The sequence below is a fragment of the Halodesulfurarchaeum sp. genome (assembly GCF_036626455.1).
Classification (GTDB): Archaea; Halobacteriota; Halobacteria; order Halobacteriales; family Halobacteriaceae; genus Halodesulfurarchaeum.
The window spans coordinates 123708-150702 of record NZ_JAZKRK010000001.1 but is presented as its reverse complement, the minus strand read 5'-3'; the positions used below and the strand labels follow the sequence as shown (position 1 = coordinate 150702).

Here is a 26995-nt window from a genome sequence, read left to right as displayed (position 1 = left end):
TCTTCGACAAACGTATCGGGATCTGCAGTGATGAGATCCGAGGTCATGAGTCGTGCGACGAAAACGTCTTCCATGCGATTAGATAACATTCGGTTGGGACAATATCTCTTTTGGTCCCAGCAACGGCCGGGCTATGTCATGGGGTTTCGGAGGAGTGCCATGCAAATTATGGCCGACTACCCCTCGCTGTCCAAAACAGACGACAGATCGATTCGGATTTTTCCAAACCAGTTTGGAGCGTCATTGAGTAAAATTAGTTAATCCACGAGTGTTTCGGGTTGAACTAATCACTGGGTATAGCCGCGTATACGGCGGTCAAACAGCGGTGGGATTATATACAAGGCCGTCTTCGTGGAAAGTGGAGACAAATGGCAACCGGTACGGTCGCATTCTTCAACGAGCGGAAAGGGTACGGCTTCATCGAGAGCGACGAGTCCGAGGAGGACGTGTTCTTCCATATGGAAGACGTCGGCGGGCCCGATTTAGAGGAGGGCCAGGAAGTCGAATTCGAGATCGAACAGGCAGACAAAGGTCCACGAGCGAAGGAACTCACACGGTTGTAGCCGAAGCCGCTCGTTGAGCGGTTTCTCTGACGGGCCCGTCGGGGCCCCACGGTTATCTTCCCAGCAGATGCGTCATTGGCATCAATCAGCCACTATTTTTTGGGCCCTGTCCGGCGAGCCGCGCGGGCACTGTCTGCAAAAGGCCTAAGAGCGCGAACAGCATTCGTTTATTCAACATGACGAAGTTCAACCAAACCACGGGATTGGGGGCGGTACCGTGGGGGTCGAGATAGCCGAATCGCCGGTCACCGACGAGACGTTCGAGTCGATGGCCGCGTTCGTATACGATTACCTGCAAGCAAGCGTCGAGAACGAGGGCGACGGTGGCCGGATGCGTTGGTACCCGTGGCACTCCGCTGAGTATCGCTTCAACCACATTATGAATGTGGTAGAACTTGGAAATGAGATCGCTGAATCAGAAGGCGCGAACGAGGATGTGGTCCGGGTCGCCGGCCTCTTCCACGATATCGCAAAGCTCGAAGCCGACCAGGACGTGCATGCAGAAGCCGGCGCTCGCGTAGCTCGCGAGTATCTCGAAAGTCACGGTCACTTCCCAGGGTCGTTCATCAACCAAGTCTGTCGGGCCATTGAAGGCCACAGTCACACGGGCGAACTCGAGGAAGTTTCACTCGAAACCCAGTGTGTCATCGAAGCAGATTTGCTCGATAAAGTCGGCGCAAACGGCATTACGCTCATGCTGTTGCGGATGGGCTACGAGGCCCGAACCCATATGGATGCGGCCGAGATGGTTCAGCGGGTTCTCCAACGAGGAAAGGAGGCCAAAAAGCGGGTCCAGAGTGACAGGGCCGAGTCGATGGCCCATCAGCGATTGAAGCGAGTTACATGGTTCCGCGATTGGTTGGTCGGCGAGGTGTCGGAGATGACCGTCGACGAGGACGAACTCAGGTAAGTCCGAGTGTTGTTGCGGCGTCCCAGACGAAGACGACTCCGAACCAAGCGAGTACCAGCCCACTGGCATAGGCAATCGTTTTTCCGAGGGCATCGACAGCCGTTCCTGCCGTCCGCAGTGCTGCGGGAAACGCAATAATCCAGAGCGTGATTCCGGTGAAAAACCCGACTATTGTTAGCAGTCCGTTTGCCGCCAATAACGAATATCCAAAGGCTTGGATGGTGCCCGGATCGAGCAGCCCGACACCCGCCGTAAGCCACCACGTGATCTGGTACGGGTTCGTAACTGCGAGGGCGAAGGCTTTGCCGAAACCGGCGGTGTCAGAGCCGTCTCCCGACCTGAAATCTTGGGTTCCCTGGACTGCGCTATAGGCAAAATAGAACATCAACAAGCCACCAATGCCGACCATAACTCCTCTGAGTGTCGGCGCGTCGCGGATGAACGCGACAACACCTGCTGCTGCGAGGACGAAGAAAAGGGCGTCCGCGCTCATCGCCCCGAGCCCCGCCGAAAACCCGGCTCGCCACCCCCGGTTGACACTCTCTTCGGCAATTACCGCGTTCATCGGGCCTGGTGGCGCTGCAAGTGACAAGCCCAAAAGGCCTCCCGCGACGATCGAAAGCACAGCGACCAACATCACTCGATGTCGGCTATGTGAGGTGCGGTGTTAAGCCCAACGGGCCAATCATCTATTGCCGGCGCCGGGGTGGCTTTTGAGAAGATCGGCCCCGCCGGTTCCGGTGCTGAGGACAAGGACGGTTTCGGTCCCTGTGAAAAATCCGTTCGCGCAGAGCGCCTGCACGCCAGCGGGTCCCGCTGCGGCGTCCGGACTCAATTCGAGCCCCGTCGCTTGAGCGACGGACACGCCCGCATCGAGGATCCCTTTGTCAGTCACGCTGACGGCCGTTCCATTGGTCTCTTCGATTGCGTCCATGATCCAGGGGCTGGCGCTCGGATCTGCCACTTCAAGCTCACCACAGATGGTATCCGGGACTGAGACTGGTCGGGGTGGTTCGCCCGAACTGATCGCTGTTGCAATTGGGGCACACCCGGCCGGTTGCACGGCAACAAGCCGTGGGAGGTTTGGGACGAAATCATGTTCAGCCAACAACCGAAATCCTTCGAAAAGCCCGACGAGCGGGACTCCATTTCCCGTCGAGACGACAACGGCGTCTGGAACATCCCCGTCCATCGCGGCCACGATTTCGAACGCGACCGTCGTCGCGCCAACATATCGAAACGGCGTTTCGAACGCTCCGAATGGATAGCCACCTGCGTCCGTGTCTCGACCCTCTTGGAGCGCCTTTTCGGCCTCGGCGAGACGGCCCTGGACGACGTTCAAATCGATGCCGTGAACGTTACACATCGCCTTATGCCTGAACGGCGCTCTCGCTGGAAGGTAGACTGTACCATCGAGATCTGCTCGGGTAGCATAGGCCGCAAATGACTGGCCAGCTGCCCCTGGCGCTGCAAGTGACCCTGTTTGCTCGCCGAGTTTGACGGCTGCGGTCATCGCCATCGAGAGTTCACGATCGACGATAGACCCGGTTGGGTTCTGGCCCTCGTCTTTGATCAGTAACTGATCGATATCGAAGCGTGAGGCCAGTTCGGGCACTTGAACAAGTGGTGTCGCGCCTTCGCCCATCGAGACTGCACTGTCCCGGTCGAAGGGAAGCAACGCGTCGAAATTCCACATCGAGGCTGGTACTGATTCTAATACTTCCGCATTAGGGGGGTCGTACTCCGCGATTGCAGTAAGAATGCCACCACATTCTGGACACTGGCCATGGATCGGTTCCGGATCAACCACCGTTTCACAGGATCGGCATTCCATACCTATGACAGCGCCCAGTGAGCCCATAGCTGGTGCTGTGCGGGGCATCGGCATGAAACGTGGGGCTCAGTACTGATTGGTGGTATCATGACTCACACCCGCATTAAAAGGCATGGCCCGCGATGGGGGAGAATATGGTTCGGCGAACGGTTATCATGGGCGCGGCCGGGCGGGATTTTCACGATTTCAACGTCTGCTTTCGTGAGGATCCGGACCGAGAGGTCGTCGGATTCACGCGAGCGGAAACACAGAACGTCGGTGAACTAGACGAGAGTCCTGACCGGGTCTATCCGTCACACCTCGCTGGTGTGAATTATCCGGAGGGAATCCCGATTCATCGAGAATCTGACTTGGAATCAGTCGTCCGAGAAAAAGACGTCGACGAGGTTGTGCTTTCGTACTCCGATCTTTCTCACGAAACGGTGATGCAACAGGCATCCAGAGCGCTCGCAGCGGGTGCAGACTTCCGGCTTATCGGGACCGACATGATGCTGAACGCATCGGTTCCGGTCGTCGCAGTAGATGCGGTCCGGACTGGGTGTGGGAAATCGGGGGTATCACGTCGGCTCGCAGATATTTTGAACGACGAGACTGACGTGGTCGTCGTCAGGGAACCGATGCCCTACGGCGAGTTGTCTTCGGCCGTCAATCGCTTCGAGACCAAAGCAGACCTCGATAACGCGGGGGTGACCATCGAAGAACGGGAAGAATACGAACATCACATCGAAGCCGGGCATGTTGTGCTTTCCGGCGTGGATTACCAAGCGGTTCTGGACCGCGCGGAAGCCGAGGCAGATATCATCATGTGGGACGGCGGGAACAACGAACTCCCGTTTTTCGATCCCGATCTCCACATCGTCTTGGCTGATCCACTTCGGGCCGGACATGAAATCCGCTATCATCCCGGCGAAACGAACCTGCGATTGGCTGATTACGTTCTTATCAATAAGGAGAACTCAGCAAGCGAGAGTGAAATCCAGACTGTCGAGGAGAACGTTCGAGATCGAAATCCGGAGGCCGGAATTATTCATGCGGAGTCAGTCATTCGGGTGTCGAACCCCGACGAGATACGGGATCAGCGAGTCCTTGCCGTCGAAGACGGGCCGACGGTCACCCATGGCGAGGCCTCGGAAGGAGCAGCGTCAATAGCGGCCCGGCAACACGATGCGGGCGAGATCGTCGATCCCAGTCCGTTTGCTGTGGGATCGATTGGTGCGGTATTCGATTCCTATCCCCATCTCGGACCGGTATTGCCCGCGATGGGCTATTCCCCCGAGCAGATCGGGGAGCTAGAAGCGACGATCGCCGCCGCGGACGTGGATCTGGTGGTGGCTGGAACGCCGATCGATCTCGAACGAATCGTGGACGTCGATGTTCCGATTCTCAGGGTCCAATACGAGGTTTCGGAACTGGGAGAACCAACCCTGGAGTCGATTGTCGAGGCGAATGCAGATCTACTTGGGCTGTAAACTACTTCGGTGTCCTCAGGTCTCGTACACTGTTTGAAGAATCGCCTTCTGGACGTGTTTGCGGTTTTCGGCCTGATCGTAGACGATCGAATTTTCGCCGTCCATCACGGCGGCGCTGACTTCTTCGCCGCGGTGGGCTGGCAAACAATGCATGAACGCGGCATCGTCGGTTTCGGCCATCAATTCGGGGGTCACCTGAAATCCCTCAAAGGCCGACCGCTTGCTTTCGTCATCCCCCATACTGACGAAGACGTCCGTGTAGACGGCCCGAGCACCCGCTACAGCTTTTACTGGGTCGTTCGTGACCATCACATCAGCACCGGCCACCCGATCTTGGATCTCTTGGTCAGGTTCGAACCCGTCTGGGGTCCCTATCCGACAGGGAATATCGAGGGTTGCACAAAGCTGCATTAACGAATGGGCCACGTTGTTACCGTCCCCAATGTAGGCAAGCGGGCCGTCGTCTAGCCCGTTCTCGCGGAGCGTGTACCCGTCGGCCAGGGCCTGACAAGGGTGGAGTTTGTTTGTCAAACCGTTGATGACCGGACCGTCAGCGCCATCGGCCAATTCGAGAAGGGTTTCATGATCGAACAGCCGTGCCATAATTCCCCCGGCATACCGCGAGAGAACCGTTGCGGTATCTCTGAGTGATTCGCCCCTGGCGATCTGTGAATGCTCCTTCGAGAAGTATATCGCATGCCCCCCGAGTTCGGTCATCCCGGACTCGAAGGAGATTCGGGTCCGTGTCGAGGGTTTCGCGAAGAGCATAACCAGACTCTCGTTCGCGAGTGAGTCATCGAAGGCTCCCGGATCTGCTTTGATTTGATCGGTGAGTTCGTAGAGTGTTTCGATCTCTTCGGCCGACAAATCGTCGATATCCAGGACGTGTTTCATCTGTTCTCCACCACCGGTACCCAGCCTGAGACTGTTGGCATACCTTTCCTACTTCCTGGACGGTAAAAGGTCTCAGGGATGAGGCCGATTTATGCGGATGGAAATCACAACTACCTTTATCTGGTGGCCACTGAACACATAGCATGACGGATAAAACGACGCAGTTCGACCGTCGCAACTTCTTGAAAGCGACAGGCCTTGTTGGGTCACTTGCACTGACGAGTACCGCTGGCTGTCTGGGCGGGGATGAGGAAGCGATGACACTCGTGGCGGGGACAGCACCCGGGTTTCCCCCGTTCGAGATGAAAGAAGGAGAAACGCTGAAAGGGTTCGATATTGACCTCCTGGAAGCCGTCGTCGAGGAGACCGAATACGAATTGAGCGAGTGGTCGGAATTTGAGTTCGGCTCGCTTTCTCCGGCGTTACAAAACGAGAAGATCGATGTCATTGCCGCTGCGATGACGATTCGGGCCGATCGGGACGAAAACATCGACTTTACGGATCCGTACTACGACGCAAACCAAGCCATTCTCGTTGCGAGTGAATCCGGGTTCACCCCCGCGACGATGAGTGATCTCGATGGCGCAAACGTCGGAGCCCAGAAAGGAACGACCGGTGAGAGCACGGTTGAAACGCAGTTGATCGAAGAAAACCTCGTAGCCGAGGGAGATTACAGTAGTTACGGGAACTACGTCCTCGCGGTCGAGGATCTCGTCAACGGGAACATCGATGCGGTCGTTCTCGACACCCCAGTGGCGGACTCCTTTGTCGCCGACCGGGAGGTCCAAGTGGCGTTCACGTACGAAACTGGCGAACAGTACGGATTCGCCATTCGGGAAGGTGCGAGCGAGCTTCAGTCGACACTGAACGACGGTCTGGCGACGGTCAAGGAGAACGGCACCTACGACGACATCGTGGCTCAGTGGTTCAAGTAAGGCGTCGATGTTCGGGAGCACTGCGAGTCTGCTGATCACACAAGCCGCCGATTGGACGTTCGTGCTCGATAGCTGGGGCTATCTTGCTGGTGGGCTAGTGCTGACGATCGAACTCACGTTCGTGAGTATTCTCCTCGGGTTTTTCGCGGGGTTCCCGGCGGGCATCGCTGAAGTGTATGGGAGCCGGCTCTTGCGGACCCCGGTTCGTGTTGTCGGGACCGTCCTTCGAGGGACACCACTCGTGGTCATCCTGATTTTCGCATATTTCGTGTTCCCGATTCACAGTGCCTTCGTGGCCGCGGTTCTCGGCCTTGGGCTCCGGAGTGCGGCCTATCAGAGCCAGATATTCAGAGGTGCCTTGGCTTCGATTGACGAGGGGCAGATGGAGGCGGCTCGCTCAGTCGGGATGAGTCGTCTCAAGGCGATACGGCACGTAATCGTTCCCCAGGCCCTCAGACGCTCGATGCCGGGCTTTCAAAACGAGTTTACAATCGTCCTGAAGGACACGTCCCTGGCCTTTGCCATCGGTTTTGCAGAGCTTCTCACGCGGACACAAACCCTGTTCGTTCAACAAACAACGGCCGTACTGGAACTGTTTCTGTTTGCAAGTGCGATCTATTTCGTATTGACGTTCGCGACAAACCGGGCCCTGGACCGGGTCGAATCACACTTCGAGATTCCCGACGGTGACACAGCATGAGTGACCCACTCCTCCAAATCGACCATCTCGAGAAGAGTTACGGCGACGAAGACGTGTTACACGATGTTTCCTTTGAGATGGCTGAAGGGGATGCGTTCGTGCTCATCGGGCCAAGTGGCAGCGGGAAATCGACGTTGTTGCGTTGTGTTAACCGGCTGACCGAACCTGATTCAGGGAACATCTATCTGGACGGGACACTCACCAGTGGGTCGGAATACGACGTGGACGAACTGAGACGTGAGGTGGGAATGGTGTTCCAGGACATCAATCTCTTTGCCCATCTCACTGCGGTGGAAAACGTAACACTGGGCCTCGAAAAAGTCGCGGGATTGGACGCCGAAGGCGCCGAGTCACGGGCGATGGCCGAACTCGAGCAAGTCGGATTGGCTGATCAAGCCGGGTCCTATCCAGCGGAACTCTCAGGTGGGCAACAACAGCGAGTCGGAATCGCACGAGCGCTAGCGATGGACCCGAAATTGGTCCTGTTCGACGAACCGACAAGCTCACTTGATCCGGAACTGACTGGGGAGGTTGTCGAAGTCATGCAACAACTCGCCTATGAGGGAATGACGATGCTCGTCGTGACCCACGAAATGGGGTTTGCCAGGTCGGCTGCGACACAAATGCTGTTCCTCGAGGACGGGCGACTCGTCGAGCAGGGGCCACCGAAACAACTCTTCACTGATTCCGAAACCGACCGAACACAGGAGTTCCTCAGACGAATAACCGAAGCCGAATCGGCGGGGTCATTCTAAGATGGCCAGCGCCCAGGAAGACTTCAGAACGCCGGGGATCGACGTGTCGATCAGAGGAGGCGTTGCCCTCGTTCCCTATGCGGTCTTCTGGGGCTGGTTGCTCTCGCGTTGGCTCAACGATTTCCTTCTGCCCGAAGGACTGGGTGTTCCATCTGGCGAACCGTATCTTGACCCGTTGTGGTTCGAGCCCATCTCAGAGTCCCTGGCATTTGCGATAACCTACCTCCCGCAACTTGCAGCAGGAGCCTGGGCGACTATCGTGATCACGTTGGTTTCGATTACGCTGGGATTCTTTCTTGCGGTCCCCGTGAGCGTGGCTCGGGTCTACGGGCGGTATACAGCCTGGGGTTCGCTCGTGTTTACGGAACTCATCCGTGGGACGCCGCTTTTGGCCCAATTGTTCGTTCTCTATTACGGCCTTGAGCTCTCGTCCTGGATTCGTGAGATTTCCTTTGTTGGGGTTGGAATCATTCCTGAGCAGGCGTTTTGGGTCGCGATCATCGGCTTCACAATCAACAGTGCGGCTTACCAGGCCGAATACATCCGCTCGGCGTTGCTCTCGGTCGACCGGGGGCAGTTGCAAGCGGGTCGGGCGATCGGGCTCTCACGGCTCGCTGCGATCAGACACGTCGTCCTCCCGCAGGCCCTCCGATTTGCCATCCCAGGCTGGTCGAACGAACTGGTCTATTTGATCAAGTACTCCTCTTTGGCCGCCTTCATCACGGTCCCGGAGCTCTTCGAAATCGCCCGGAAAATCGCGGCGGATAACTTTCAATATACGGCGATATTCACGCTCGTCGCACTGTTCTATCTCGCAATCGTCATCACGGCATCGAACCTGATGGGTCTCGTCGAACGCCGGGTCCGAATCCCTGGGTTAGGTCGCGGGACGGATCGCTGACCCATACGGTTTTGCGGCGTCCGGTCCATGCTGTTTCATAATGGCTGAAACAAGCGTGGCCGTCATCGGAGCCGGACTCGCCGGGCTCGAAACCGCCCGACAACTGGCTCGGGCCGGCCCGGATGTCGACGTGTACGAAGCCGAGCCCTCCGTCGGTGGACGCGTCCAGACGGACACGGAGGCGGGGTACACTATCGACCGTGGATTCCAGGTTCTATTCACGTCGTATCCAGAGGCCAAACGCGCCCTCGATTTTGCGGCCCTAGATCTGAAGCGTTTCCCCGCCGGCGCAATCGTGTGCCGACCCAATCATCGAAGCGTCGTCGCTGATCCACTTCGAGACCCGTTTCGAGCGATCGAAACGGCGTTTTCCCGCGATCTAACTGTCGGGGATAAACTCGAAGTGCTCCGGCTTCGACTGGCTCTCAAGGGTAAGTCCCGTGAGGACGTGTATTCTGGGACAGACGAGACGATCGTCTCGTATCTCCGTGACAAAGGGTTCTCCGACCGGTTTATCGAGTCGTTTGCGGCGCCCTTCTACGGTGGTATCACGCTCGACCGGTCCTTGAAAACGTCCAGTCGGGTCTTCCAGTTCACGTTCCGGATGCTCACAGAGGGCGTGGCCGCAATCCCCGAAACGGGAATGCAAGCGATACCGCGTCAGTTAGCACGCCGTGCACGAAATCATGGTGCCACAATCCACACTGACACCCGGGTCGAGGGAATTGCTGGGACCGGGCCGGTGACGATCGATCTCGCCGGTGAAACGGTCAGTGCAAAAACGGTCGTCGTGGCGGCCGGACCCGAAGAAAGTCATCGATTGACCGGCATCGGATCCATTCCGACAACGGGCAGATCTGTTCGGACCCAGTACTTCGAAGTCCCGGCACCCAATCCGATTGCTAATCAACCGAGAATTCACCTCAACGCGGTCGGCCAGACTCCGAACCAGGTGGTAAACCTGTCCGCAGTGGCGCCCTCATACGCGGTCGGTGATCGAGCGCTGTTGGCCGCGAGTACGCCGGGAACGACCGACGAGACACCAGATAGCGATGCAGCAAAAACACAAGAGACGATCGCCTCGTGGTACCCGGCCGCGTCCTTCGACGATCTCAAACTGGTCGAGACAGTTGATGTTCCGTTTGCGCAGTACGCGCAACCACCAGGAATTCACGAGACGTTGCCGGAGGTTTCCGAACCGGAGGGGGCCATCTATTTCGCCGGTGACTTCACGACGGATTCCTCGATCAATGGAGCGTTTCGGAGTGGACGACTCGCCGCCGAGGCAATCCAGCAAAGTGACCCCTAAAGATGGGGTCGTAGCTTTCCAAGCGGCGGAAACGACAAGGACTCATCTGTAGTGGATACGATCGGCCGACATGCATCGGTATCCGTCAGCAGTGGTGACATCGAATCGGCCGCTTTCAGGTCGTTTACAGTCGTTCCCACTGCGACCCGGCTAAACGCGGGAAGCACGAGCACTGACGCCTCTCCGTGTTGGGCCCAACACTCAAGATAACAGGGTCGTCGGTTCCCCTCGATGGTCAGTGCCGGGTGTTCGTGACCAATGACGTAGCGGTCAGTATTTGCTGTGGGCTGTTCGTGTCCGTGATGGACGACTGTCGAGGAATCCAAGTGATATTCGTCGACTGGATCGAGGGACTCGACCCGTTCCAACGTCGGATCGTGATTCCCGCTCGTGACGATCAGTTCGGCCCCAGCATCGACAACGACATCGACGAGATTCTGAATTGCGTCGGCGACGCCATAGGGAACTGTATCGAAGGCGTGAACGAGGTCACCTGCAACAACGACCGCTGTTGGCTCGTAACGCTCGCACAGTCGGTCGAGCCGGTTGGGAAGGTCTTTCCCGTCACCGACCGGGAAATCGACTCTCGATTGACGCACACGCCCCAGATGGAGATCAGCAAGCACAAGCGTCTCCGCGTCCGGAAACCAAACCGCTCTATCTTCGTACTCGACCCTTGGAAACGGGTCCACAATGACACATCGAGAGCAAAAGCCAAAGATGTACTGTCTCAACCGGTGCAGTTTTCATCGGCGCCTTCGAGACCTGCATATGGTCGAGGTTCTTGACGACAAACGGGAGGCGACCCGATTCCGGATTCTCGTCGAGATCGCTGATCGCCAACCGGCCGTCAGCCAGGGTGAAATCGCCGACGAGGTGGGGGTGACGAGTCAGGCGGTCTCGGAGTACATCCGCGAACTCGTCGAGGACGGCCTCGTCGTGAAACACGGCCGCTCCAGGTATCAAGTTACGAACGAAGGTGTCGACTGGTTGTTGGGGCATACCACGGATATTCGCCGGTTCACGGATCGAGTTGCCGACGATGTTCTCGGTGGGGTGGAGGAGGATGCTGCGATTGCGGTCGAAGACATCGATGAGGGGGATACTGTCACCCTCGAAATGCAACAGGGAATGCTCCACGCTGTTCCCGGCGATCACGGCCCGGCTACTGGGACCGTGACCACCGACGCATCTGCGGGCGATGCGGTCGGCGTTTCCGGGTTCGAAGGAGTGATCGATTTCTCGCCGGGTGAGGTCGGCGTCTATCAGGTTGCACCGGTTCGGTCCGGTGGGAGCCGCACTGTGGATGCCGAGGCTCTGGAACGGGCGTGTACAGGCAGTCAATTGGTTTTAGCCGCCGGCATCGAGGCAGTGGTTGCACTGGAGCAAATCGACAGGGCGGTAGATGGGCGGTTTGCAGTCGGCTCAGTCGCCGCCCGAGCGGCTGAACGAGGGGTGGATGTTACTGTCGTTGCAACTGCTGATGAAGTCGGACGGGTAACCGACCCGCTTCGAGAATCCGGAACGTCCTATTCCGTGATGGATTGAGCGTTTTCAGCCGATATACCGAAGGTCTTCGCCACTGCTTGGACTTTGGGCCGCTTCCATATCTTGCAATTTGCTGATGACTTCCTCCATCTCGTCGGCCCGGTCGTCCAGCGCTTCGACCGGAATATCGAACTCGAGTCGTTCTTGAAGCACGTCGAGAACGGCCCTGGCACTTTTCGGATCGACCAGATAGCCACTTGTTTCCCCCATCAGACAGACAGCTTCGAGTCCGCGTCGGCTTCCAAGCCCGAGAAGGAGGCCGCTCGTGCCGACGATGCCACCGGTCGGTTCCTCGGAGCGGAATTCAACACCGGCCGCTTCGAGATCATCGATCAACGCTTCCGAGGAGACAGCTCCGAGAACGCTATACTCCTCGATCAGTTCCCCGGTTGGAACCCCTCCGAGTGAGTACACCCGCTCGGCTCCAAGCCGTTCGGATTCGTCGAGAAACGTCTCAGACAACCTGTATTGCCCCGTATTATCGCCAGCCTGGTGATCACCAGTAAGGACGATCAAGTCACGCCCGTCGGTCGGGACAGCGTACAGCTCGGCATGGGCCAGGTTGGCGACACCACTGTCATCGATGCCGACCTGTGGGGGGAAGTGTTCGGAGTACACCCGAGCTAGCAGGGTGCTGTCTGTCTCTTCGATGAGGTGTTCGGCGACGAGTTTCCCAACGTGGCCGACACCTGGCAATCCCTCGACGAAAACAGGGTCGTCGAGGTCGGACTCAGCGACCTGCTCGACCTCGATCTCTTTCATATCCCTAGGGTTGGCGACGCTCCTTAAGAGCGCGTCGGTACTCCCCATAGGGATCGGCAGGATCGAATTTCGCGGGTGCACTATTGGCCGACGGCCCGTCACACTTCGGGCAGGTCGAACCAAGTGTATACACCGGTCGCTCATGGGCAGTTTTCCAGTCACGACAGATGCGAATGTCTGATTTCACGGGCAGTTATTCGTCGTCGGAACGTCGTTCTCGATGGAACTCTCCCGTTCCGCCGGCGGATTCGATTACCTCAATCGCCCGCTCAGCTGCGGCTTCGAGTTCCGTTTCGGCGGTTTTGTACGTTGGGGCCCGGATTCGGATTCGGTACTCAGGTGCACCGACGTAGGTGACTTCCATATCGACTTCCTCCAGAATTTCGCCGTTCCCTTCCGCCGCCTTGAGTGCGGCCTGGACATCGTCGACACCGTCCGGATCCGGCGATTGGATGTCGACGTAGCCGGTCACGGTCACGTACGGAACCGAAACGTTATCGCGGGCGGTCTCGACGATAGCGTCGATATCTTCAGGCGGGAGATCGACGTCTTCGAGGACAGGCTCCCCGTGTATCGCTGCCTGTTCGAACCCTTCGTAGAGACTCCCGAATTCGTCAAGGAGTTCGTCTGCAACGTCCCGGAACTGATCGTCCGGCATGTCCTCCCCGAAGGCGAGCGTGAGCCACTTGTCGGCCTTTTGCTCGTTCTTCCAGCGTTGAATCGTCTCGGACCGCTGGTGGTCGTTGACGTCCTTGATCGAGAGATCGATCTGCTGGGAGGACCGATCGACATCGAGGACTTTCGCGACCACGGTTTGGCCCTCTTTGACGTGATCGGAAATGTTCTTGATCCATCCGGAGGCGACCTCGCTGATGTGGGCTAACCCGCGTTTCCCTTCATACTCCTCGAGATCGACGAACACGCCGAAGTCTTCGATCTCTTCGACTTTGCCGACCACCAGTTCGCCGGGGTCGGGCCAGCCCTCGTATTTCATCGCTGTTCGACGACTTCGAGGACCTCGGCGTCGAGATCGGCGATGCCGCCTGTTGGGGTGGCAAGCGTCGTGCCACAAACGGCACAAGTGACCTCCGAGGAGGCCTTCTCGAAGATAGTCTGTTCGTTCTCACAGTCCGGACACTCGACGTGAAGGAAGCTTCCTGGCATGGAAATCACTCCGTAAGTTCGAGTTTTCCGGCCCGCCATCCTTCGCGAAGGTGGGCTTTCCCACATTCGCCACAGCGGTATTTCAGGTCCGTTTTCTTCGTGGGTTTGTCCCCACCGGGGACTTTCGAGAACTTGCCTGCGTTCCCGATAGTGGACTTGCCCCGTTTCTCCTGGCGGTCGGCCCACTTCATGCCGGTTTCCCGGCCCCGACGGACTTTTTCGACCTCGTGTTCTGTATGTGTATCACAATGCGGACAGTACGTATTGATTCGGCGTGGCATCTCCATGGAAATCGTTCCTGTTGAAATGAGGTTGGTGAGGGGGAGTTAAAATGCGTTTGGTTCGGGGGCCGGTCCACCCGTGGACTTTTGGGGCGCCGTCGGCCTTCGAAACGTTTACTCCCCGGGTCGACGAACGGCGATGTATGAAGCGGCTCATCATCCACGGCGACCCGGGCGTACGCAAGGACGGCATCGTCGAGGTCGACGGCAAGGAATACACGTTGTTCCAGGTCACCCGCAACGGTGACTGGCACGGGCCGGACCGGGTGCAGCTGTGGTGTATTGCGGGTCAACCCGAAGAGCAGGCGGACTTCGAGAAACAACGGTACATCCCACACTTCCTCGATGTGGAGGCAGTAGACGAAGCGGACGTCGAGGTCAAAAAACGGGCCGGGAGTCTCGCAGTCTAACTGGTTCCTTTTCAGGCCGGAGCTTTCGGGGCCCGAGTCACGTCACCCGATAGATCGTCACGTTTCCGTCCGAATATGCCGTCGTAATGCCCGGTTCGGTGGCGAAATCCGACGGGCCGTACCGATCGCGCTCGATCGGGCCCACATACAGATAGGTCACGTCGTACTTTTCGAGCAGAAGCATTCGTGACTTTGGCTCCGACGTTTCGTAGATGATTTCGACGTCCCGCACACGGTCCCAGTACGGTTCCGAGCTCCGATACCCGACTTCGTGGACCCACCCGGCGACGGTTGGGATACCAGTCATACTCGATGGACCGTTGACCCATCGATAGATTTCTGTTCCAGGTGCCGATACCATGGTCGGTTGTCCCGAGCGGTTGGCCAGCCACTCGATAGCGTCGGCTTCCTCCGGGTGATCCGATTCGATGTACGCATGGGCATCGAGTGTTGGGTTGCTTGGGGCACTTCCGATCGCCCCCATCGTCGGCAAAGCGGGATAGATGGCAAGTGAAATGAGGAGACCGACGAGCAACACGGACGCGAGGCGTTGTTTCCCGGTTGATCGCCCTTCTACTGGGGCCTCACTGGAATCTGCTCCCGTGGAGTTTCGTATCGATTTCGTTTTCTGCCACCACCGGGCCGTAGTTTCGGCGAGAGCCACTCGTGGCCCGTTCGGACCGACAAGCCAGGCCGCCATCGCCCCAGTCGCGACGGACCAAAGTGCCCAGACCTGGGCGGAGATTTTAAAGACGGTGTTCATTCGACCAGGTCCCGCTTCTTCGATTACATAGACGAACTCGATGAGAACCAAGAGCCCGAGTGACCCCACGAGCAGGACAGTTTCGAAAGAGACATCGGATCGTGTTCTGAGCAGATACCACCCAGCGAGAAGGAGCGGAACGAAGAGCACTAGTGCCGTTGCTCGAACGGCTGCGGTGGCCACGAGCAAGACGGCGAAACCGACGGCCACTCTCCACCACTGAGTGCGTTGTGCTCGTGCTACGAGATAACTGGCGCTGATCCCGAGGAAGGCACCGTATACTAACAATAATCCACCGAGATTGCTTCTTGGCGTTGGCAGAAACCCAACTGAGCGGCCGCTTGCAGCCCCAGTAAGAAATGGCAATACCGCGATTGCACCCAGAACTGCCAATCCGAGTGCGAACCCCGTAGCCACGACGATTCGGCTCACTTCTGTCCTGATGGGCTTTGATGAAAGCGCGGTGTCGATCCGACTGCTAATGGCCTGGGGGAGGAGGGACCTTGGCGTGGCCGGCGCGAAAACGAGTGCCAACAGGGCAATGCCGAATACTGCGGGGGCGCTCCAGGTATTTGTCAGGACGAGTAAGCCACCGATTGGAGCAATGGCGATGAGACGCAGCAGCCGTCCACGCCGGTCCCCGGCCGGTCGTTTCCAGTAGGCAAACGCCAGTCCCGCTCCAAGCAGCAGGAACGCGGGACTCATCATGTGTCCGTGGAGGTCGCCATTGAGGAAGGCGAAAAACGGGAATTCCGTAATCAGTTGCCAGTTGCCTGCCACATCGCCGTGAATTACGCGGCTTGCATACCAGTAGTTGAAATTGAACGCTCCGGTCGCTAGCCCAACGATTTCGAGTCCAAATAGCTCGGCGAATTGCGTTCCGAGGGAGTCGGGAAGCAGCCAGACGAGCAATCGGGCCGGTGTCGAGAGGTTGCTGGCCAGCCCAACGAAAAAGGCCCCGATAGCGCCCCCGACCCAGTAGGACCGATTGAGTTCGGCGGCGATCACGGACGCAAGTCCCCAGGCGGCCGTGACATAAACTGCATAATAGCCTGCAAGAGCGGTGTTGTATGCAAACCGTGGGGCCGTATCCGTTAGCATCGCGAATACTGCCGCGAGCATATGGCCGCCGTAGTAGTACTGGACGGATTCCCCAGCGAACCACATGTCCTCTGGTGGGAGCGCTGTCGCCCGGAGCAGTGATGCGAGGAGGCCGAAGTCGAGGAACTTCTCACCCCCGCCCGGGAACGCGCCTGGTCGGTACAATCGAATCAGTATCAAGAACAGGTAGGCCAGCGTAAAGACCACTGTAGCGGTTCGAAATCGGCGGTAGTCGATCTCGACGCCGTCCCAAAGCGCAATCCCTGACAGTGTGGTGAGACCGACCACCCCGAGCAGGGCTGTCACCCAATCGAATCGGAACTGGCCCAGCCAATAAGTCAGGAGACCGACGATCGCAAACGCGAGGGGAATGGCCAGTCCAGCCCCTCGATCGGCGAAATCTCGAAAGAGACGGCTTGCAAGCGGCAGCGCAAGCACTCCCAGTCCCAGATAGAGGCCGAGCCACACTGCGACGAGTCCGACCTGCACAGAAGTGCCTTTTTCCGGATTCCCCTATACACCTTGTGGACCGACTCGGCGACCCGGCTCTTCGAATATCGGTATCGAACTCTTTTACTGGTTGTGTGGGAGAGTTCCGGGAAATGAGTCGGTCCGTCGGTGTGGTGGTGCCCGCATATCGCCCAGATGTCGATCTGTTGAAGCGGTATCTTCGGGCCCTTGACCGCGAAATTGAACCGGAGGAGATCCGGGTTGAACTCGACGCGCCTGCGGACCACACAGTGACTGCCCTTGCAGACTCGCCGGCCGCTATCAATGCTGTCGACACCCGCCGAGGCAAGGGCGCAGCTATTACGGCTGGTTTCGAAGCCCTCGAGACAGATGTCCTGGCCTTTGTGGATGCTGACGGAAGCACGCCAGCCGAATCGATGGGTTCAGTCGTCGAAGCCGTTCAGACAGGTGAGTTCGATCTCGCTATCGGGTCACGTCGACATCCTGGGGCCGAAGTCAGGTCTCATCAGACCGTGCTTCGACAGCATCTCGGGGACGTGTTCGCCTGGCTCGCTCGACGGTTTCTGTCGGTCCAATTGCGCGATTATCAGTGTGGTGCAAAGGCATTGACGCGGGAGGCATGGCTTGAGATTCGAACGGACCTTTATGAACCTGGTTTCGCCTGGGACATCGAGGTGGTGGGTATAACTCACGCGCGTGGCTACACCGTCACAGAAGTTCCCGTCATCTGGAAAGACCATCCGGATTCGACTGTTAGAACGACCAGTGCTGTTCCAGAATTGCTTCGAGCACTTGTTTCTGTTCGGAAGCGGGCACGCGACCTGACCAGTCAGGAACCGGGATCGGAGTCGATAGCACATCGACCAGATAAAACTCCACTCGTCGAACGAAATTCATGAGTTGGTTCGAGGAACTGGTTGCAGGTATGCAAGCCCGTTTGCGGGCGCTTGCCTCCGGTGCGCGTATTGGACAGTTCGTCTCGGTGGGGATTAGTGGGGCCACTCTTGAAACGATAATCGTGTTTCTCCTCACTGGTGTCATTACGATTCCACCACTGGCGGCAAAGGCAGTCGGCGCCGAGGCGTCGATCAGTCTCATGTTCCTACTCAACGATCGGTGGACGTTTGCCAGAGAAGGCGGACAGGGCATCGCTGCAATTGGCCGCCGATATATCAAATCTCATACAGTTCGGCTGGGCGGATTGGCAGTCGCGTTCGGGACCCTCTATGTACTGACGGCCTGGACGGACATCTCACTAATCATCTCTGGGGCCGATTTCTGGCCAACGATTGCAAACCTGATTGGCATCGGGGTTGGGATGACAATTAATTACGTCGCCGAGAGCCTCATTACGTGGCGTGTCCACCGATAAAACCGAGTCGACCGTCGAAACGAATTTGGAATGGCCTGTTACTCCGATTCTCCGTCTACGATGTTGACCTCACCCTCCTCTACTTCGACTGTAATGAGGGTCTTCACGTCATGTCCCGTCTCCTCGAGTTCGTTCGAACCGGCTTTTTTGATCACTGCCACCGTATCGACCACATCCGCGTTGATGTGGTCGAGGGCTTCGATTATCGCCCGCAGGGTCCCGCCTGTGGAAAGGACATCATCGAGTACCAGGACGCGATCACCCTCGTCGACGTCGTTGATATACATCTCTCCCTCCGAGTAGCCAGTTTGCTTTGAGAGGGCGACCTCTCCGTCGAGCCCGTACTGGCGTTTGCGGATGACGACAAGTGGAATATCGGTCATCAAGGAGACGGCCGTCGAAATGTGAATCCCCATCGCTGCGGGCGTTACGATCTTGTCGACGTCCTCAAGTCGTGCCTTCCGGATGATCTTGATGACGATTTCACGGAGCAGTCCCGGCTCGAGCATGGGGACGCCATCGCTAATTGGATGAACGAAATATTGGTAGTCGCCCTTCTCGATTATTGGGGCGTCCAAAAGTGATCGTTCGAGTTGATCCATGTCGACTGTACCCGGTGTCGGAAATAAAATCTGGCGATTCTGGTTGTCTTCGGCGCAAGTGGGGCTCAGGACGGACTCTAAGAGTGTTTCAAGGGTTTTGGAGGCCCAAAACACTCAAAACGGCAAATAACCGGCCCCGGACGGAGAGCGGAAATGGTTTTGTCCCCCCTTCGCAAATTGAGTGTAGTACGATGCCTGATGGATGGAACAGAGTGTCGCTCTGTGCGACGGGGGTGGGATGAGAAATGCCAACAACCACAGAGGATTTACTGATTCCGGTCAACGATTCTGAAACGTTACGGGAGACAGTGGCCTATGTTGTTCGGCAGGCACGGGATGCGGGTAGTGAAAGCGGACGGAAGCCAGTTGTTCATTTCATCTATCCCATTCGTTGGCGCCCGATCAAAGGCACTGACGTGGTTCAAGGGAACGCCCCAGAGCTCCTCGATAAGGTGCGGCTGTGGGCTCGCGAAGATTTGGGTGAGGAGGTGCCAGATGGAGACCTTCCCATTCGAATCGTCACGGAGACTATTGGAGCGGACCGGTATTTGTTTTCGCCAGCGGATTTTGCATCGGCCCTCTATGAGTATGCGCGGGCCCATAACATCCAACAGGTCATCCTCGATCCGGAGTATCGACCTGGTGGGACGGCACCGCTCTTACGACCGCTCAAAGCTGATCTTGAAACCTCGGGATTGACTGTCGAGGAAGCGCCAATTGAGCGGGTGACGAGGCGCACGCCAGTCGCCTCAGCAGCGACGATTTCGAAATTTGGACTCGTTTTCGGCGTTTCGTATCTGTTTTATTTGATCATTGGCGGCACACTTGACACGTTTAACCTTGCGACAGGAGCGCTCGTCGCTGGACTCTCAGCCGCCATTTTTGCCGGGATAACCGCGGAGCGAAGGCCAGTTTTTTCCAGGCTTCTCGGCCAGTCACTCCGATTGCTGATTTACGGAACGTATCTCTTCTGGGAGATTGCGAAAGCAAACCTGAGCGTGGCCTATATCATCTTGCATCCAGACCTCCCCATCGACCCGAAAATGCGGCAGTTTGATGGGGCTGTCTGGGGCGAGTACTCAGTGACGACTCTTGCGAACAGTATTACGCTTACCCCCGGTACGCTCACTGTCGATGTCCGGCGAGATAGTTTCTACATCCATACGTTGACACAGGACGCACGGGACGGCCTCGAGGAGGGGTCCCTTGAACGGGCGGTGCGGTTCGTTTTCAGTGGACGAGAAGCGATGCGTATCCCGACGCCGAAAGAACGAGGGAGTGTTCGGGATCCCGAATCAGCACCGACCAGGCGAGGGTTTGGAGAATCAATTGCTGAATTCAGTGAGTACGATGAAACCGAAAAGCCCGAACAACCTGAGGGGTGGGAGGAATGATCGACGGAGGGATTTTGACCCTCGATACATTCCTCATCGGAGCGGCAGCGATTATAGTTCTCTTCGCCGTCGGTCTCCTCTATCGTGTCGCGAAGGGACCGACGATGGAAGACCGAGTTATCGCGATCAATGCAGTCGGGACGAACACTGTCGTTGTGTTGGCGCTCCTTGCCGTTGGCCTCGATCAACCCGGATTCCTTGACATCGCAATCGTGTACGCGCTCTTGAATTTCCTCGCAAGCATCGCGATTTCCAAATTCATCGTGGAGCGAGGGGGTGTTCTGTAAATGACCCCCATCGAATGGCTCGTTGTCGTGTTGGTTATGGGCGGCCTGTTCTTCTCCCTCGTGGCCGTCATCGGGATCATCCGTCTTCCAGATCTGTATACCCGAGCGCACGCGACATCGAAGAGTGATACATTAGGGACGATTCTGTCCTTGGCCGGTGTTGCACTCGTGCTCGGATCAGATATCGCCGCCGCGAAAACCGTGTTCCTTCTTCTCTTCATGCTTATCACCAACCCGACAGCCGCTCATGCGATAAGCAGAGCCGCCTACGATCAAGACATCGAACCATGGACCACAGAGGAGGAGGGTGAATAAATGCAGTTATTCCTCATTGTCGCGTTGCTCGCATTCGTGGTGCTGGCAGCAGGTATCGCCGTCCTCCTTCGAGACGTGCTCAGTGCGATTATTGCTCTGGCGGGGTTCAGTTTCGGCGCAGCCGTTGTCTACGTCCTCCTGAGCGCTCCGGATGTCGCGCTCACAGAGGCTGCAGTGGGCGCTGGGGCGACTACCGTCCTGTTCCTGGTGACCATCGTCAAAACGGTCCGACCGAGCGGTGAACGCATCTTCGAGCGGATCCGATGGGGCCCGGTGGCGGTTAGTGTCGCCCTCCTTGGCGGGTTGTTAGCAACGCTCCCATCGTTGCCCCGTGTTGGTGATCCGACTGCTCCGGTCGTCGCTGGGGACGTAACGAGTTATTATCTCGAGTTCGCGTATCCGGAAACCGGAGTTGAAAACGTGGTTACCGCCGTCTTGGCCGCGTACCGTGGATTCGACACGTTGGGCGAAGCGACGGTCGTTGTCGCTGCCGGGATTGCAGTGTTGCTTGTCTTGCGACGGGAGGTGTATGTATGAGTGGCTCGCAACCGGGTCGGACGTACGTCGAGAGCACGATCATCATGACGACAGTCAGACTGATTAGCCCCTTTGTCTTCACCTTCGGGCTGTTCGTCATGTTCCATGGAGCCGAATCGGCCGGTGGGGGTTTTCAGGGCGGTGTTATTGTTGCGGCTAGTCTGATCCTTGTCGCCTTCGCGTTCGGAATCGAGCCGACCCGAGAGTGGATCGGAGACAGACCCGCTCGCATCGCCATCGCTACCGGAGCATTGACCTTCGTATTCGTGGGACTCGGGGGCTTGGCTTCGGGCGGATTGTTCCTGGAATACGAGGCCTACGGGATTCACCACGGCACGAAGTACGGAATCGAACTCGTCGAACTCGGCATCGGGGCCATCGTTTCCGGGGTCATCCTATCGCTTTTCATGAACCTGGCAGCCGGGTACTCTGAAGAAGGGGGTGAGAATCGATGATCGAGTTGTTTGCCAGTCACCACACGTATATCGCAGCGATGTTGCTGATCGTCATCGGATTGTACGGAGTCATTGCCAGTTCGAATCTCGTCAAAAAGATAATCGGACTAAACGTGTTCCAGGTCGGCATCTTCCTATTTTTCATCAGCAGTGGGTACGTAATGGGCGGTGCACCTCCGGTGGCCGGTCACGGGAGTGAAACACTCGTGAGTCCACTCCCGCATGTGCTGATTCTGACCGCGATTGTGGTTGGTGTAAGTCTGACTGCGGTTGCACTGGCACTCATCGTCAGGATCTATGCCGAATATGGGTCCCTCGACGAAACCGTGGTTCGGGAGGTGAGTATCGATGACTGATCCGCTCGTCCTGCTCGTCGTCGGTCCGATACTTGCGGCGTTGCTCCCGATCATCCTCGGGTTGGGGATCGATCGGAGTGGTCGATATGTGGCCCTCGGCCTTGCCGGGGTTCAGGTAGTCCTCGCAGGGTGGGTGCTCAATCGAGTGCTTACGTCGGGCCGATTTACATACGAGGTGGGCGGATACGTCCCTCCATACGGAATCGAACTCGTTGCAGATGGGGTCTCGGCACCGCTGCTCATGTTGGTCGCACTGATCACATTGGGTGTAACCATCTATTCGTTGCGGGCGGGACCACACTCAGAGGCGTTTTACAGCGAGTTACTCCTGCTTGTCGCTGGTTTGTCGGGGTTAGTGGCAACCGGTGACGTGTTTAACCTGTACGTGTTTCTGGAAATCACCGGCCTTGCGACGTACGCAATCGTCGCAGGGGGTCGATCTTCGGGTGCGGCGTATGCGAGTCTCAAATATCTGATTGTCGGGACGATAGGGGCCTCGTTTTACTTGCTCGGGGTGGGGTATCTATTCGTCGCGACGGGGACGCTCAACATGGCCGACCTGGCTGGGTCGCTTCCGGAGGTCGGATATGGGTCGCCACTGGTGGTTGCGGCCTTCGGCTTTATCGTCGTCGGACTCGCAGTCAAGGTTGCGCTCTTCCCGCTTCACACCTGGCAACCTGATGCATACGCTGAATCACCCCATTCTGTCAGTGCGTACATCGCTGCCCTTGTGTCGACGGCAGCGGCCTACGCGCTCTTCCGAATCATCTATAGGGTGTTTACGACCGACTTTTTTGAAGCCGTCCCTCTCGCAAGGCAGGCTCTCCTCGGGTTTGCAGCGGTGAGCATCGTGGCCGGGGCCGTCCTTGCGGTCATCCAAACGGATCTCAAACGGATGCTCGCCTACTCTTCAGTATCCCATTTCGGTCTCGTGGTCTCCGGTCTCGCGATCGCGAACGAAACGGCGGTTACGGGTGGGCTCATCCATCTAGTCGGACACGGTATCATGAAAGGCGGGCTCTTCCTCGCAGTCGGGATCTTCGCCACCGTGGCGGGCACCCGGAGAGTCGATGAACTTGCTGGCTTGGGTCGGCGACTCCCGCTTACCAGTGGAGTGTTCGCCATTCTGGCATTCAGCATGGTTGGAGTGCCACCGGCGATTGGCTTCCCTGGGAAATGGAACATCGTGGTTGGAGCAATCGAAGGTGGCGAGTGGGTCATTGCCGTCGTTGTCGTGGCAAGTACCCTTCTCACCCTCGGCTACTTCGGTCGTGTCGTCGAACAGTTGTACTTCGCCGAGGCCCAGCCACTCGAAAACGGTGAGGCGATAAAGGTTACCGACGGGAGTGGAATCGACCCTTCGGCGGTGAAGCTTGCTGTTGTCGTCGTCGCCGCAGTGATGGCTGTTGGTCTTGGTCTTGGGGTTTCGGAACTCGTCTCGGCATACGAACCGGTCTTGGAGGTGTACTTCTAATGAGCACAGTATCCTCGGTACTCCCGCTGGCTGCGGTTGGAACACCAATTGTCGGCATTGTTGCAATTATCGCCTCGCATCGGTATCCCGATGTTCGGGAAGGGGCCACGATTCTTACGGCTGTTACGACGCTTGCCTTCGTGGCGAGCATGGTGCCAACCGCGCTCGCTGGAAACGTTCCGACAGCGGATCTGGGACCGTTTGTTCCGGGCGTGCAATTCGTCCTTCGCGCTGATCCCCTCGGAATGATTTTCGGATTGCTGGCCAGTTTCCTTTGGCTGGTGACGAGTTTCTACAGCATCGGATACATGCGTGGCCTTGACGAACACGCCCAGACGCGCTATTACGCGGCGTTTGCAGGAAGCATAGCCTCAGCGGTTGGCGTGGCCTTTGCGTCGAACCTGATCATCCTCTATGTCTTCTACGAACTGTTGACGGTTGCGACCTACCCGCTGGTCGCTCACGACGAAACGGAGGAAGCCAGAAACGCCGGTCGCAAATATCTCGCCTACACCTTCGGCGGTGGGGTTACGGCACTGGCCGGCACGGCACTCCTCTACGTCGCGACGGGGACGATTTCGTTTTCCCCGGGTGGAATTGCCGAATTGGGAACTGTCGATCCCTTGATGGGACAGGTGATTTTCGCCCTCCTCGTCGGTGGGTTTGGCGTCAAAGCGGCATTGATGCCGGTCCACTCGTGGCTACCCGATGCCATGGTGGCCCCGACGCCTGTTTCGGGACTGTTGCACGCAGTGGCAGTCGTTAAGAGTGGTGTCTTTGCCATCGCGCGGGTCGTCCTCGACGTGTTCGGGCCGGTTCAGATGTCGGATCTCGGTGTTGGCCTCCCACTTGCGATCGTGGCTGGTTTGACGATCGTAACCGCGAGTGTCATTGCCCTGCGGCAGGACAATCTCAAACGTCGGTTAGCGTATTCGACTATCAGCCAACTTTCCTACATCGTCCTCGGACTCGCACTCCTGTCCCCTGCTGCGATGGTGGGTGGGCTCTTGCATATTCCCGCACACGCGTTCATGAAGCTCACGCTGTTCTTTGCTGCGGGTGCGATTCACGTCGAAACGCATACTGATGATATCAGCAATATGGTCGGAATCGGTCGGCGGATGCCGCTCACGATGATCGCTTTTGGCATCGCAAGCATGGGGATGGCAGGGTTGCCCCTTCTGGCCGGGTTTGTGAGCAAATGGTATCTTCTGATCGGAAGCGTGGATGCCGGCCACACCATTTTCGTGCTTGTCCTTCTGACATCCGGACTCCTCAATATCGCGTACTTCTGGCCGATCGTTTACCAGGCCTTTTTCCAAACGCCGGCCACCTCGGACGCAAAACCAGTTATTGAGGGCCCTCTCGGCGGGTCTCTGGCGCGGGCTGATGGGGGAACCGTACCCCCTAAGGATGGCGCCTACGCTGTCGACCGGAATCCCAGTGATCTCGGGGGCGATGGACCCGACTTCGAGACAGAAGGTGAGCACACTGCGAATGAGTATCATCATGGTGGTCCACCCGCTGGTGGGTGGGAGTGGCACCCGTTCGGAACTGAGAGCACCTGGTTCATGCTTGGCCCGATCCTTGTTGCCGTGGGTGGCGCAGTGGTTCTCGGGATCGACCCACAGGGAGCGATTTTCCTGGACCTGATTCACGCCGTCGTCTCTGAGGTTGCGGGGGTGACCTTCTGATGGAACCACTTCACCTGCTTCCGCCTGCCTTTGTCGTCTTGGCAGTCGCAATCGTCATGCCGTTCCTTCCACGCCGCTTCGGCCACGCGTTAGGAGTGCTGGCGACTGGCGGCGCCTCACTCTGGTCGTTTTTCGTCCCGGCTGGGACCCACATCCCGATGCAGTTCCTCGGATTCGAAGCGATCCTGCTGCAAGTCGACACGCTTTCACGGTTGATGGGCATCATCTTCGGGCTCATCGGAGCGGCTGCAGTACTCTACTCCTACTCCTCGAACGCGGAGAACACACAGACCGCCTTCGCGCTTGGGTATGTCGGCACAAGTCTCGGCGCGGTCTTTGCCGGCGATTGGCTCACGATGGTATTCTTTTGGGAACTGATGGCGGTCACGAGCACGCTTCTGGTCTGGGATTATGGCGGCGAAGCTGTTCGAGCCGGGTTCCGGTACGCGATTTATCACGGCTTGGGCGGCAGTCTGCTGATGGCAGCGGTCGTCTGGCATTACACTGAAGTCGGCTCGTTCCTCTTTACTGCGAGTGATGGAATCGTTGCCGGTGTCCCCACCGCCCTGGCTGCAATCGGGATTGGCGTCAACGTCGGGTTCGTCGGACTACACACCTGGCTTCCAGATACCTATCCCCGACCGCACGTCGCGGCCAGCGTTTTCCTCTCTGTGTATACGACCAAAACAGGTGTGTATGGGCTAGCCAGAGCCTTCCCGGACGGCCAAATTGCGATTGCCTATATGGGGGCGGCCATGGCGATGATCGGTGTCATCTATGCGCTGATGCAAAATGACATGCGCCGATTGTTGTCTTATCACATCCAGTCCCAGGTCGGGTACATGGTGGCCGGTGTCGGGATCGGGACTGCCCTTGCCACGGCTGGGGCGTTTGCACACGTTTTCAACCACATTCTCTACAAGGCCCTTCTGTTCATGACAGCCGGAGTGATCATCGCCCGAACCGGTAAACAGAAACTCGATCAACTCGGCAAACTCAGAGGGTATCTCCCGATCACGGCAATTGCGTTTACCATCGCAGCCCTCTCGATTAGCGGGTTCCCCGGTTTCAACGGGTTCGTGAGCAAGGGGATGGTCACGGCTGCCGCTCACGAGGAACATTTGACGGTGATCTATTACCTCCTTCTCGCAGCTGGTGTCGGGACGTTCATGTCTTTCATCAAATTCGGCTACTACGCCTTCATGCACGACCACGGTCAGACGTATTCAGTGGAGTGGTCGGCGTGGGGACAGCGGATCGCGATGCTTTCGGTCGCGTCTTTGACCATCTTCTTCGGGCTGTTCCCGCAGTACTTGTTCGGGATTCTGCCCGGGAGCGCGGCTCAGGCCCATCCCTTTACAACTGGGCACATTACTGAGGGACTTATCCTGGCTGGACTCGGGCTGGTCGGATTTATTCTCGTGAAAAGACCGCTCTCGAAGCTCGGACGAGTGCCGGATGTCGATGCCATAATCGAACCGACTGCCTTCTACGGCACCCGGTCGCTTGTGCGCGGTGTCACGGAACTCTTCGCCGCCGTCGACAGGGTTGTCGCCGGTGGTGCGTACGGTATCGCAGGGACGATTTCGCACCCGTATTCGCTGCTCACGAATCTCCGAGCAACACTTACGGATGAGACAGATCCAGTTAAACCCGGTGGGCTCCGGGCCACGATTACGGTCAGCATCGTGCTGATGGTTATTGTGCTCAGCGGCGTTCTGCTCGGGTTGCTTGTCTAA

General features: G+C 57.7%; 32 protein-coding genes. 21 read left to right on the top strand and 11 right to left on the bottom strand.

All coding sequences use genetic code 11. The features are described 5' to 3' along the window. The first annotated feature begins 368 nt into the window (after positions 1-368). Both V5A26_RS00750 and V5A26_RS00745 read left to right on the top strand, forming a co-directional pair. A complete protein-coding gene (locus V5A26_RS00750) occupies positions 369-563 on the top strand; it encodes a cold-shock protein (protein ID WP_332320108.1) in 195 nt (64 codons plus the stop codon). A gap of 217 nt (positions 564-780) precedes the next feature. Next, positions 781-1473, top strand: a complete 693-nt coding sequence (locus tag V5A26_RS00745; RefSeq protein ID WP_332320107.1) for an HD domain-containing protein — start codon at positions 781-783, stop codon at positions 1471-1473. Here the strand turns inward: V5A26_RS00745 and V5A26_RS00740 are convergent. Then, the gene (locus V5A26_RS00740; protein WP_332320106.1) at positions 1466-2110 is read right to left on the bottom strand and encodes a LysE family translocator; all 645 of its coding nucleotides are present in this window, start codon (positions 2108-2110) and stop codon (positions 1466-1468) included. The genes V5A26_RS00745 and V5A26_RS00740 overlap by 8 nt on opposite strands. Before the next feature lie 48 nt (positions 2111-2158). Further along, positions 2159-3307 (bottom strand): threonine synthase, encoded by a 1149-nt coding sequence (locus tag V5A26_RS00735; RefSeq protein WP_332320105.1) that lies wholly within the window; start codon positions 3305-3307, stop codon positions 2159-2161. A gap of 134 nt (positions 3308-3441) precedes the next feature. On the opposite strand from V5A26_RS00735, the gene V5A26_RS00730 reads away from it, so the two are divergent. Further along, positions 3442-4776 carry a cyclic 2,3-diphosphoglycerate synthase gene (locus V5A26_RS00730; RefSeq protein ID WP_332320104.1) on the top strand — a complete coding sequence of 445 codons (1335 nt, stop codon included), beginning with the start codon at positions 3442-3444 and terminating at the stop codon, positions 4774-4776. 15 nt (positions 4777-4791) lie between these two features. On the opposite strand, the gene argF is transcribed toward V5A26_RS00730, so the two are convergent. After that, positions 4792-5670 (bottom strand): ornithine carbamoyltransferase, encoded by an 879-nt coding sequence (gene argF, locus V5A26_RS00725; protein WP_332320103.1) that lies wholly within the window; start codon positions 5668-5670, stop codon positions 4792-4794. Positions 5671-5813: 143 nt separating this feature from the next. Here argF and V5A26_RS00720 point away from each other — a divergent pair, with 143 nt between their 5' ends. The 5 genes from V5A26_RS00720 to V5A26_RS00700 are packed head-to-tail and all read left to right on the top strand — an operon-like array spanning position 5814 to position 10270. Next, positions 5814-6605, top strand: a complete 792-nt coding sequence (locus V5A26_RS00720) for a substrate-binding domain-containing protein (RefSeq protein WP_332320102.1) — start codon at positions 5814-5816, stop codon at positions 6603-6605. Between the two features lie 7 nt (positions 6606-6612). Further along, the gene (locus V5A26_RS00715) at positions 6613-7305 is read left to right on the top strand and encodes an amino acid ABC transporter permease (protein ID WP_332320101.1); all 693 of its coding nucleotides are present in this window, start codon (positions 6613-6615) and stop codon (positions 7303-7305) included. Further along, positions 7302-8060, top strand: coding sequence for an amino acid ABC transporter ATP-binding protein (locus V5A26_RS00710; RefSeq protein ID WP_332322161.1), 759 nt, complete (start codon positions 7302-7304; stop codon positions 8058-8060). Before V5A26_RS00715 ends, V5A26_RS00710 begins: the two co-directional genes overlap by 4 nt. Before the next feature lies 1 nt (position 8061). After that, on the top strand, positions 8062-8961 hold the full coding sequence (locus tag V5A26_RS00705) for an amino acid ABC transporter permease (RefSeq protein ID WP_332320099.1): 900 nt from the start codon (positions 8062-8064) through the stop codon (positions 8959-8961). Between the two features lie 40 nt (positions 8962-9001). After that, on the top strand, positions 9002-10270 hold the full coding sequence (locus tag V5A26_RS00700) for an NAD(P)/FAD-dependent oxidoreductase (protein WP_332320098.1): 1269 nt from the start codon (positions 9002-9004) through the stop codon (positions 10268-10270). On the opposite strand, the gene V5A26_RS00695 is transcribed toward V5A26_RS00700, so the two are convergent. Further along, positions 10267-10962, bottom strand: coding sequence for a metallophosphoesterase (locus tag V5A26_RS00695; protein WP_332322160.1), 696 nt, complete (start codon positions 10960-10962; stop codon positions 10267-10269). The genes V5A26_RS00700 and V5A26_RS00695 overlap by 4 nt on opposite strands. 79 nt (positions 10963-11041) lie before the next feature. On the opposite strand from V5A26_RS00695, the gene V5A26_RS00690 reads away from it, so the two are divergent. Beyond that, complete coding sequence (locus tag V5A26_RS00690; protein ID WP_332320096.1) at positions 11042-11818, top strand: DUF7839 domain-containing protein; 777 nt, start codon at positions 11042-11044, stop codon at positions 11816-11818. A gap of 6 nt (positions 11819-11824) precedes the next feature. Here V5A26_RS00690 and V5A26_RS00685 read toward each other — a convergent pair whose 3' ends face one another. The 5 genes from V5A26_RS00685 to V5A26_RS00665 are packed head-to-tail and all read right to left on the bottom strand — an operon-like array spanning position 11825 to position 14031. Beyond that, positions 11825-12580, bottom strand: coding sequence for a proteasome assembly chaperone family protein (locus V5A26_RS00685; RefSeq protein ID WP_332320095.1), 756 nt, complete (start codon positions 12578-12580; stop codon positions 11825-11827). 4 nt (positions 12581-12584) lie between these two features. Then, the gene (locus V5A26_RS00680) at positions 12585-12767 is read right to left on the bottom strand and encodes an RNA-protein complex protein Nop10 (RefSeq protein ID WP_332320094.1); all 183 of its coding nucleotides are present in this window, start codon (positions 12765-12767) and stop codon (positions 12585-12587) included. 6 nt (positions 12768-12773) lie between these two features. Next, a complete protein-coding gene (locus V5A26_RS00675; RefSeq protein WP_332320093.1) occupies positions 12774-13574 on the bottom strand; it encodes a translation initiation factor IF-2 subunit alpha in 801 nt (266 codons plus the stop codon). Continuing rightward, entirely contained in the window at positions 13571-13744 is a 174-nt protein-coding gene (locus tag V5A26_RS00670; RefSeq protein WP_332320092.1) for a 30S ribosomal protein S27e, read from the bottom strand. Before V5A26_RS00670 ends, V5A26_RS00675 begins: the two co-directional genes overlap by 4 nt. A 5-nt stretch (positions 13745-13749) precedes the next feature. After that, positions 13750-14031: a 50S ribosomal protein L44e gene (locus V5A26_RS00665; protein WP_332320091.1), complete on the bottom strand. Its 282-nt coding sequence runs from the start codon at positions 14029-14031 to the stop codon at positions 13750-13752. A 137-nt stretch (positions 14032-14168) separates the two neighbouring features. Between V5A26_RS00665 and V5A26_RS00660 the strand changes: the two genes are divergently transcribed. Next, the gene (locus V5A26_RS00660) at positions 14169-14435 is read left to right on the top strand and encodes an HAH_0734 family protein (protein ID WP_332320090.1); all 267 of its coding nucleotides are present in this window, start codon (positions 14169-14171) and stop codon (positions 14433-14435) included. A 37-nt stretch (positions 14436-14472) separates the two neighbouring features. Here V5A26_RS00660 and V5A26_RS00655 read toward each other — a convergent pair whose 3' ends face one another. Then, positions 14473-16788 carry a DUF2298 domain-containing protein gene (locus tag V5A26_RS00655; protein ID WP_332320089.1) on the bottom strand — a complete coding sequence of 772 codons (2316 nt, stop codon included), beginning with the start codon at positions 16786-16788 and terminating at the stop codon, positions 14473-14475. Between the two features lie 113 nt (positions 16789-16901). On the opposite strand from V5A26_RS00655, the gene V5A26_RS00650 reads away from it, so the two are divergent. Together V5A26_RS00650 and V5A26_RS00645 are read left to right on the top strand one after the other, a co-directional pair. Further along, on the top strand, positions 16902-17669 hold the full coding sequence (locus V5A26_RS00650) for a glycosyltransferase (RefSeq protein WP_332320088.1): 768 nt from the start codon (positions 16902-16904) through the stop codon (positions 17667-17669). Continuing rightward, positions 17666-18142, top strand: a complete 477-nt coding sequence (locus V5A26_RS00645; protein ID WP_332320087.1) for a GtrA family protein — start codon at positions 17666-17668, stop codon at positions 18140-18142. The genes V5A26_RS00650 and V5A26_RS00645 overlap by 4 nt, the downstream gene beginning before the upstream one ends. Before the next feature lie 38 nt (positions 18143-18180). Here V5A26_RS00645 and hpt read toward each other — a convergent pair whose 3' ends face one another. Continuing rightward, positions 18181-18744 carry a hypoxanthine/guanine phosphoribosyltransferase gene (gene hpt / locus V5A26_RS00640; RefSeq protein ID WP_332320086.1) on the bottom strand — a complete coding sequence of 188 codons (564 nt, stop codon included), beginning with the start codon at positions 18742-18744 and terminating at the stop codon, positions 18181-18183. A 245-nt stretch (positions 18745-18989) separates the two neighbouring features. Here hpt and V5A26_RS00635 point away from each other — a divergent pair, with 245 nt between their 5' ends. The 9 genes from V5A26_RS00635 to V5A26_RS00595 are packed head-to-tail and all read left to right on the top strand — an operon-like array spanning position 18990 to position 26995. Next, on the top strand, positions 18990-20138 hold the full coding sequence (locus V5A26_RS00635) for a monovalent cation/H+ antiporter subunit E (RefSeq protein WP_332320085.1): 1149 nt from the start codon (positions 18990-18992) through the stop codon (positions 20136-20138). Further along, positions 20135-20425 (top strand): cation:proton antiporter, encoded by a 291-nt coding sequence (locus V5A26_RS00630; protein WP_332320084.1) that lies wholly within the window; start codon positions 20135-20137, stop codon positions 20423-20425. Before V5A26_RS00635 ends, V5A26_RS00630 begins: the two co-directional genes overlap by 4 nt. Further along, a complete protein-coding gene (gene mnhG / locus V5A26_RS00625) occupies positions 20426-20740 on the top strand; it encodes a monovalent cation/H(+) antiporter subunit G (protein ID WP_332320083.1) in 315 nt (104 codons plus the stop codon). It begins immediately after the preceding gene. Then, positions 20741-21277, top strand: coding sequence for a DUF4040 domain-containing protein (locus V5A26_RS00620; RefSeq protein WP_332320082.1), 537 nt, complete (start codon positions 20741-20743; stop codon positions 21275-21277). Further along, complete coding sequence (locus V5A26_RS00615; RefSeq protein WP_332320081.1) at positions 21274-21732, top strand: MnhB domain-containing protein; 459 nt, start codon at positions 21274-21276, stop codon at positions 21730-21732. Before V5A26_RS00620 ends, V5A26_RS00615 begins: the two co-directional genes overlap by 4 nt. Then, positions 21729-22088, top strand: coding sequence for a cation:proton antiporter subunit C (locus V5A26_RS00610; protein ID WP_332320080.1), 360 nt, complete (start codon positions 21729-21731; stop codon positions 22086-22088). Before V5A26_RS00615 ends, V5A26_RS00610 begins: the two co-directional genes overlap by 4 nt. Then, positions 22081-23562 (top strand): monovalent cation/H+ antiporter subunit D family protein, encoded by a 1482-nt coding sequence (locus tag V5A26_RS00605; RefSeq protein ID WP_332320079.1) that lies wholly within the window; start codon positions 22081-22083, stop codon positions 23560-23562. The genes V5A26_RS00610 and V5A26_RS00605 overlap by 8 nt, the downstream gene beginning before the upstream one ends. Then, positions 23562-25256, top strand: coding sequence for a cation:proton antiporter (locus V5A26_RS00600; protein ID WP_332322159.1), 1695 nt, complete (start codon positions 23562-23564; stop codon positions 25254-25256). Before V5A26_RS00605 ends, V5A26_RS00600 begins: the two co-directional genes overlap by 1 nt. Continuing rightward, complete coding sequence (locus V5A26_RS00595; RefSeq protein WP_332320077.1) at positions 25256-26995, top strand: Na(+)/H(+) antiporter subunit D; 1740 nt, start codon at positions 25256-25258, stop codon at positions 26993-26995. Before V5A26_RS00600 ends, V5A26_RS00595 begins: the two co-directional genes overlap by 1 nt.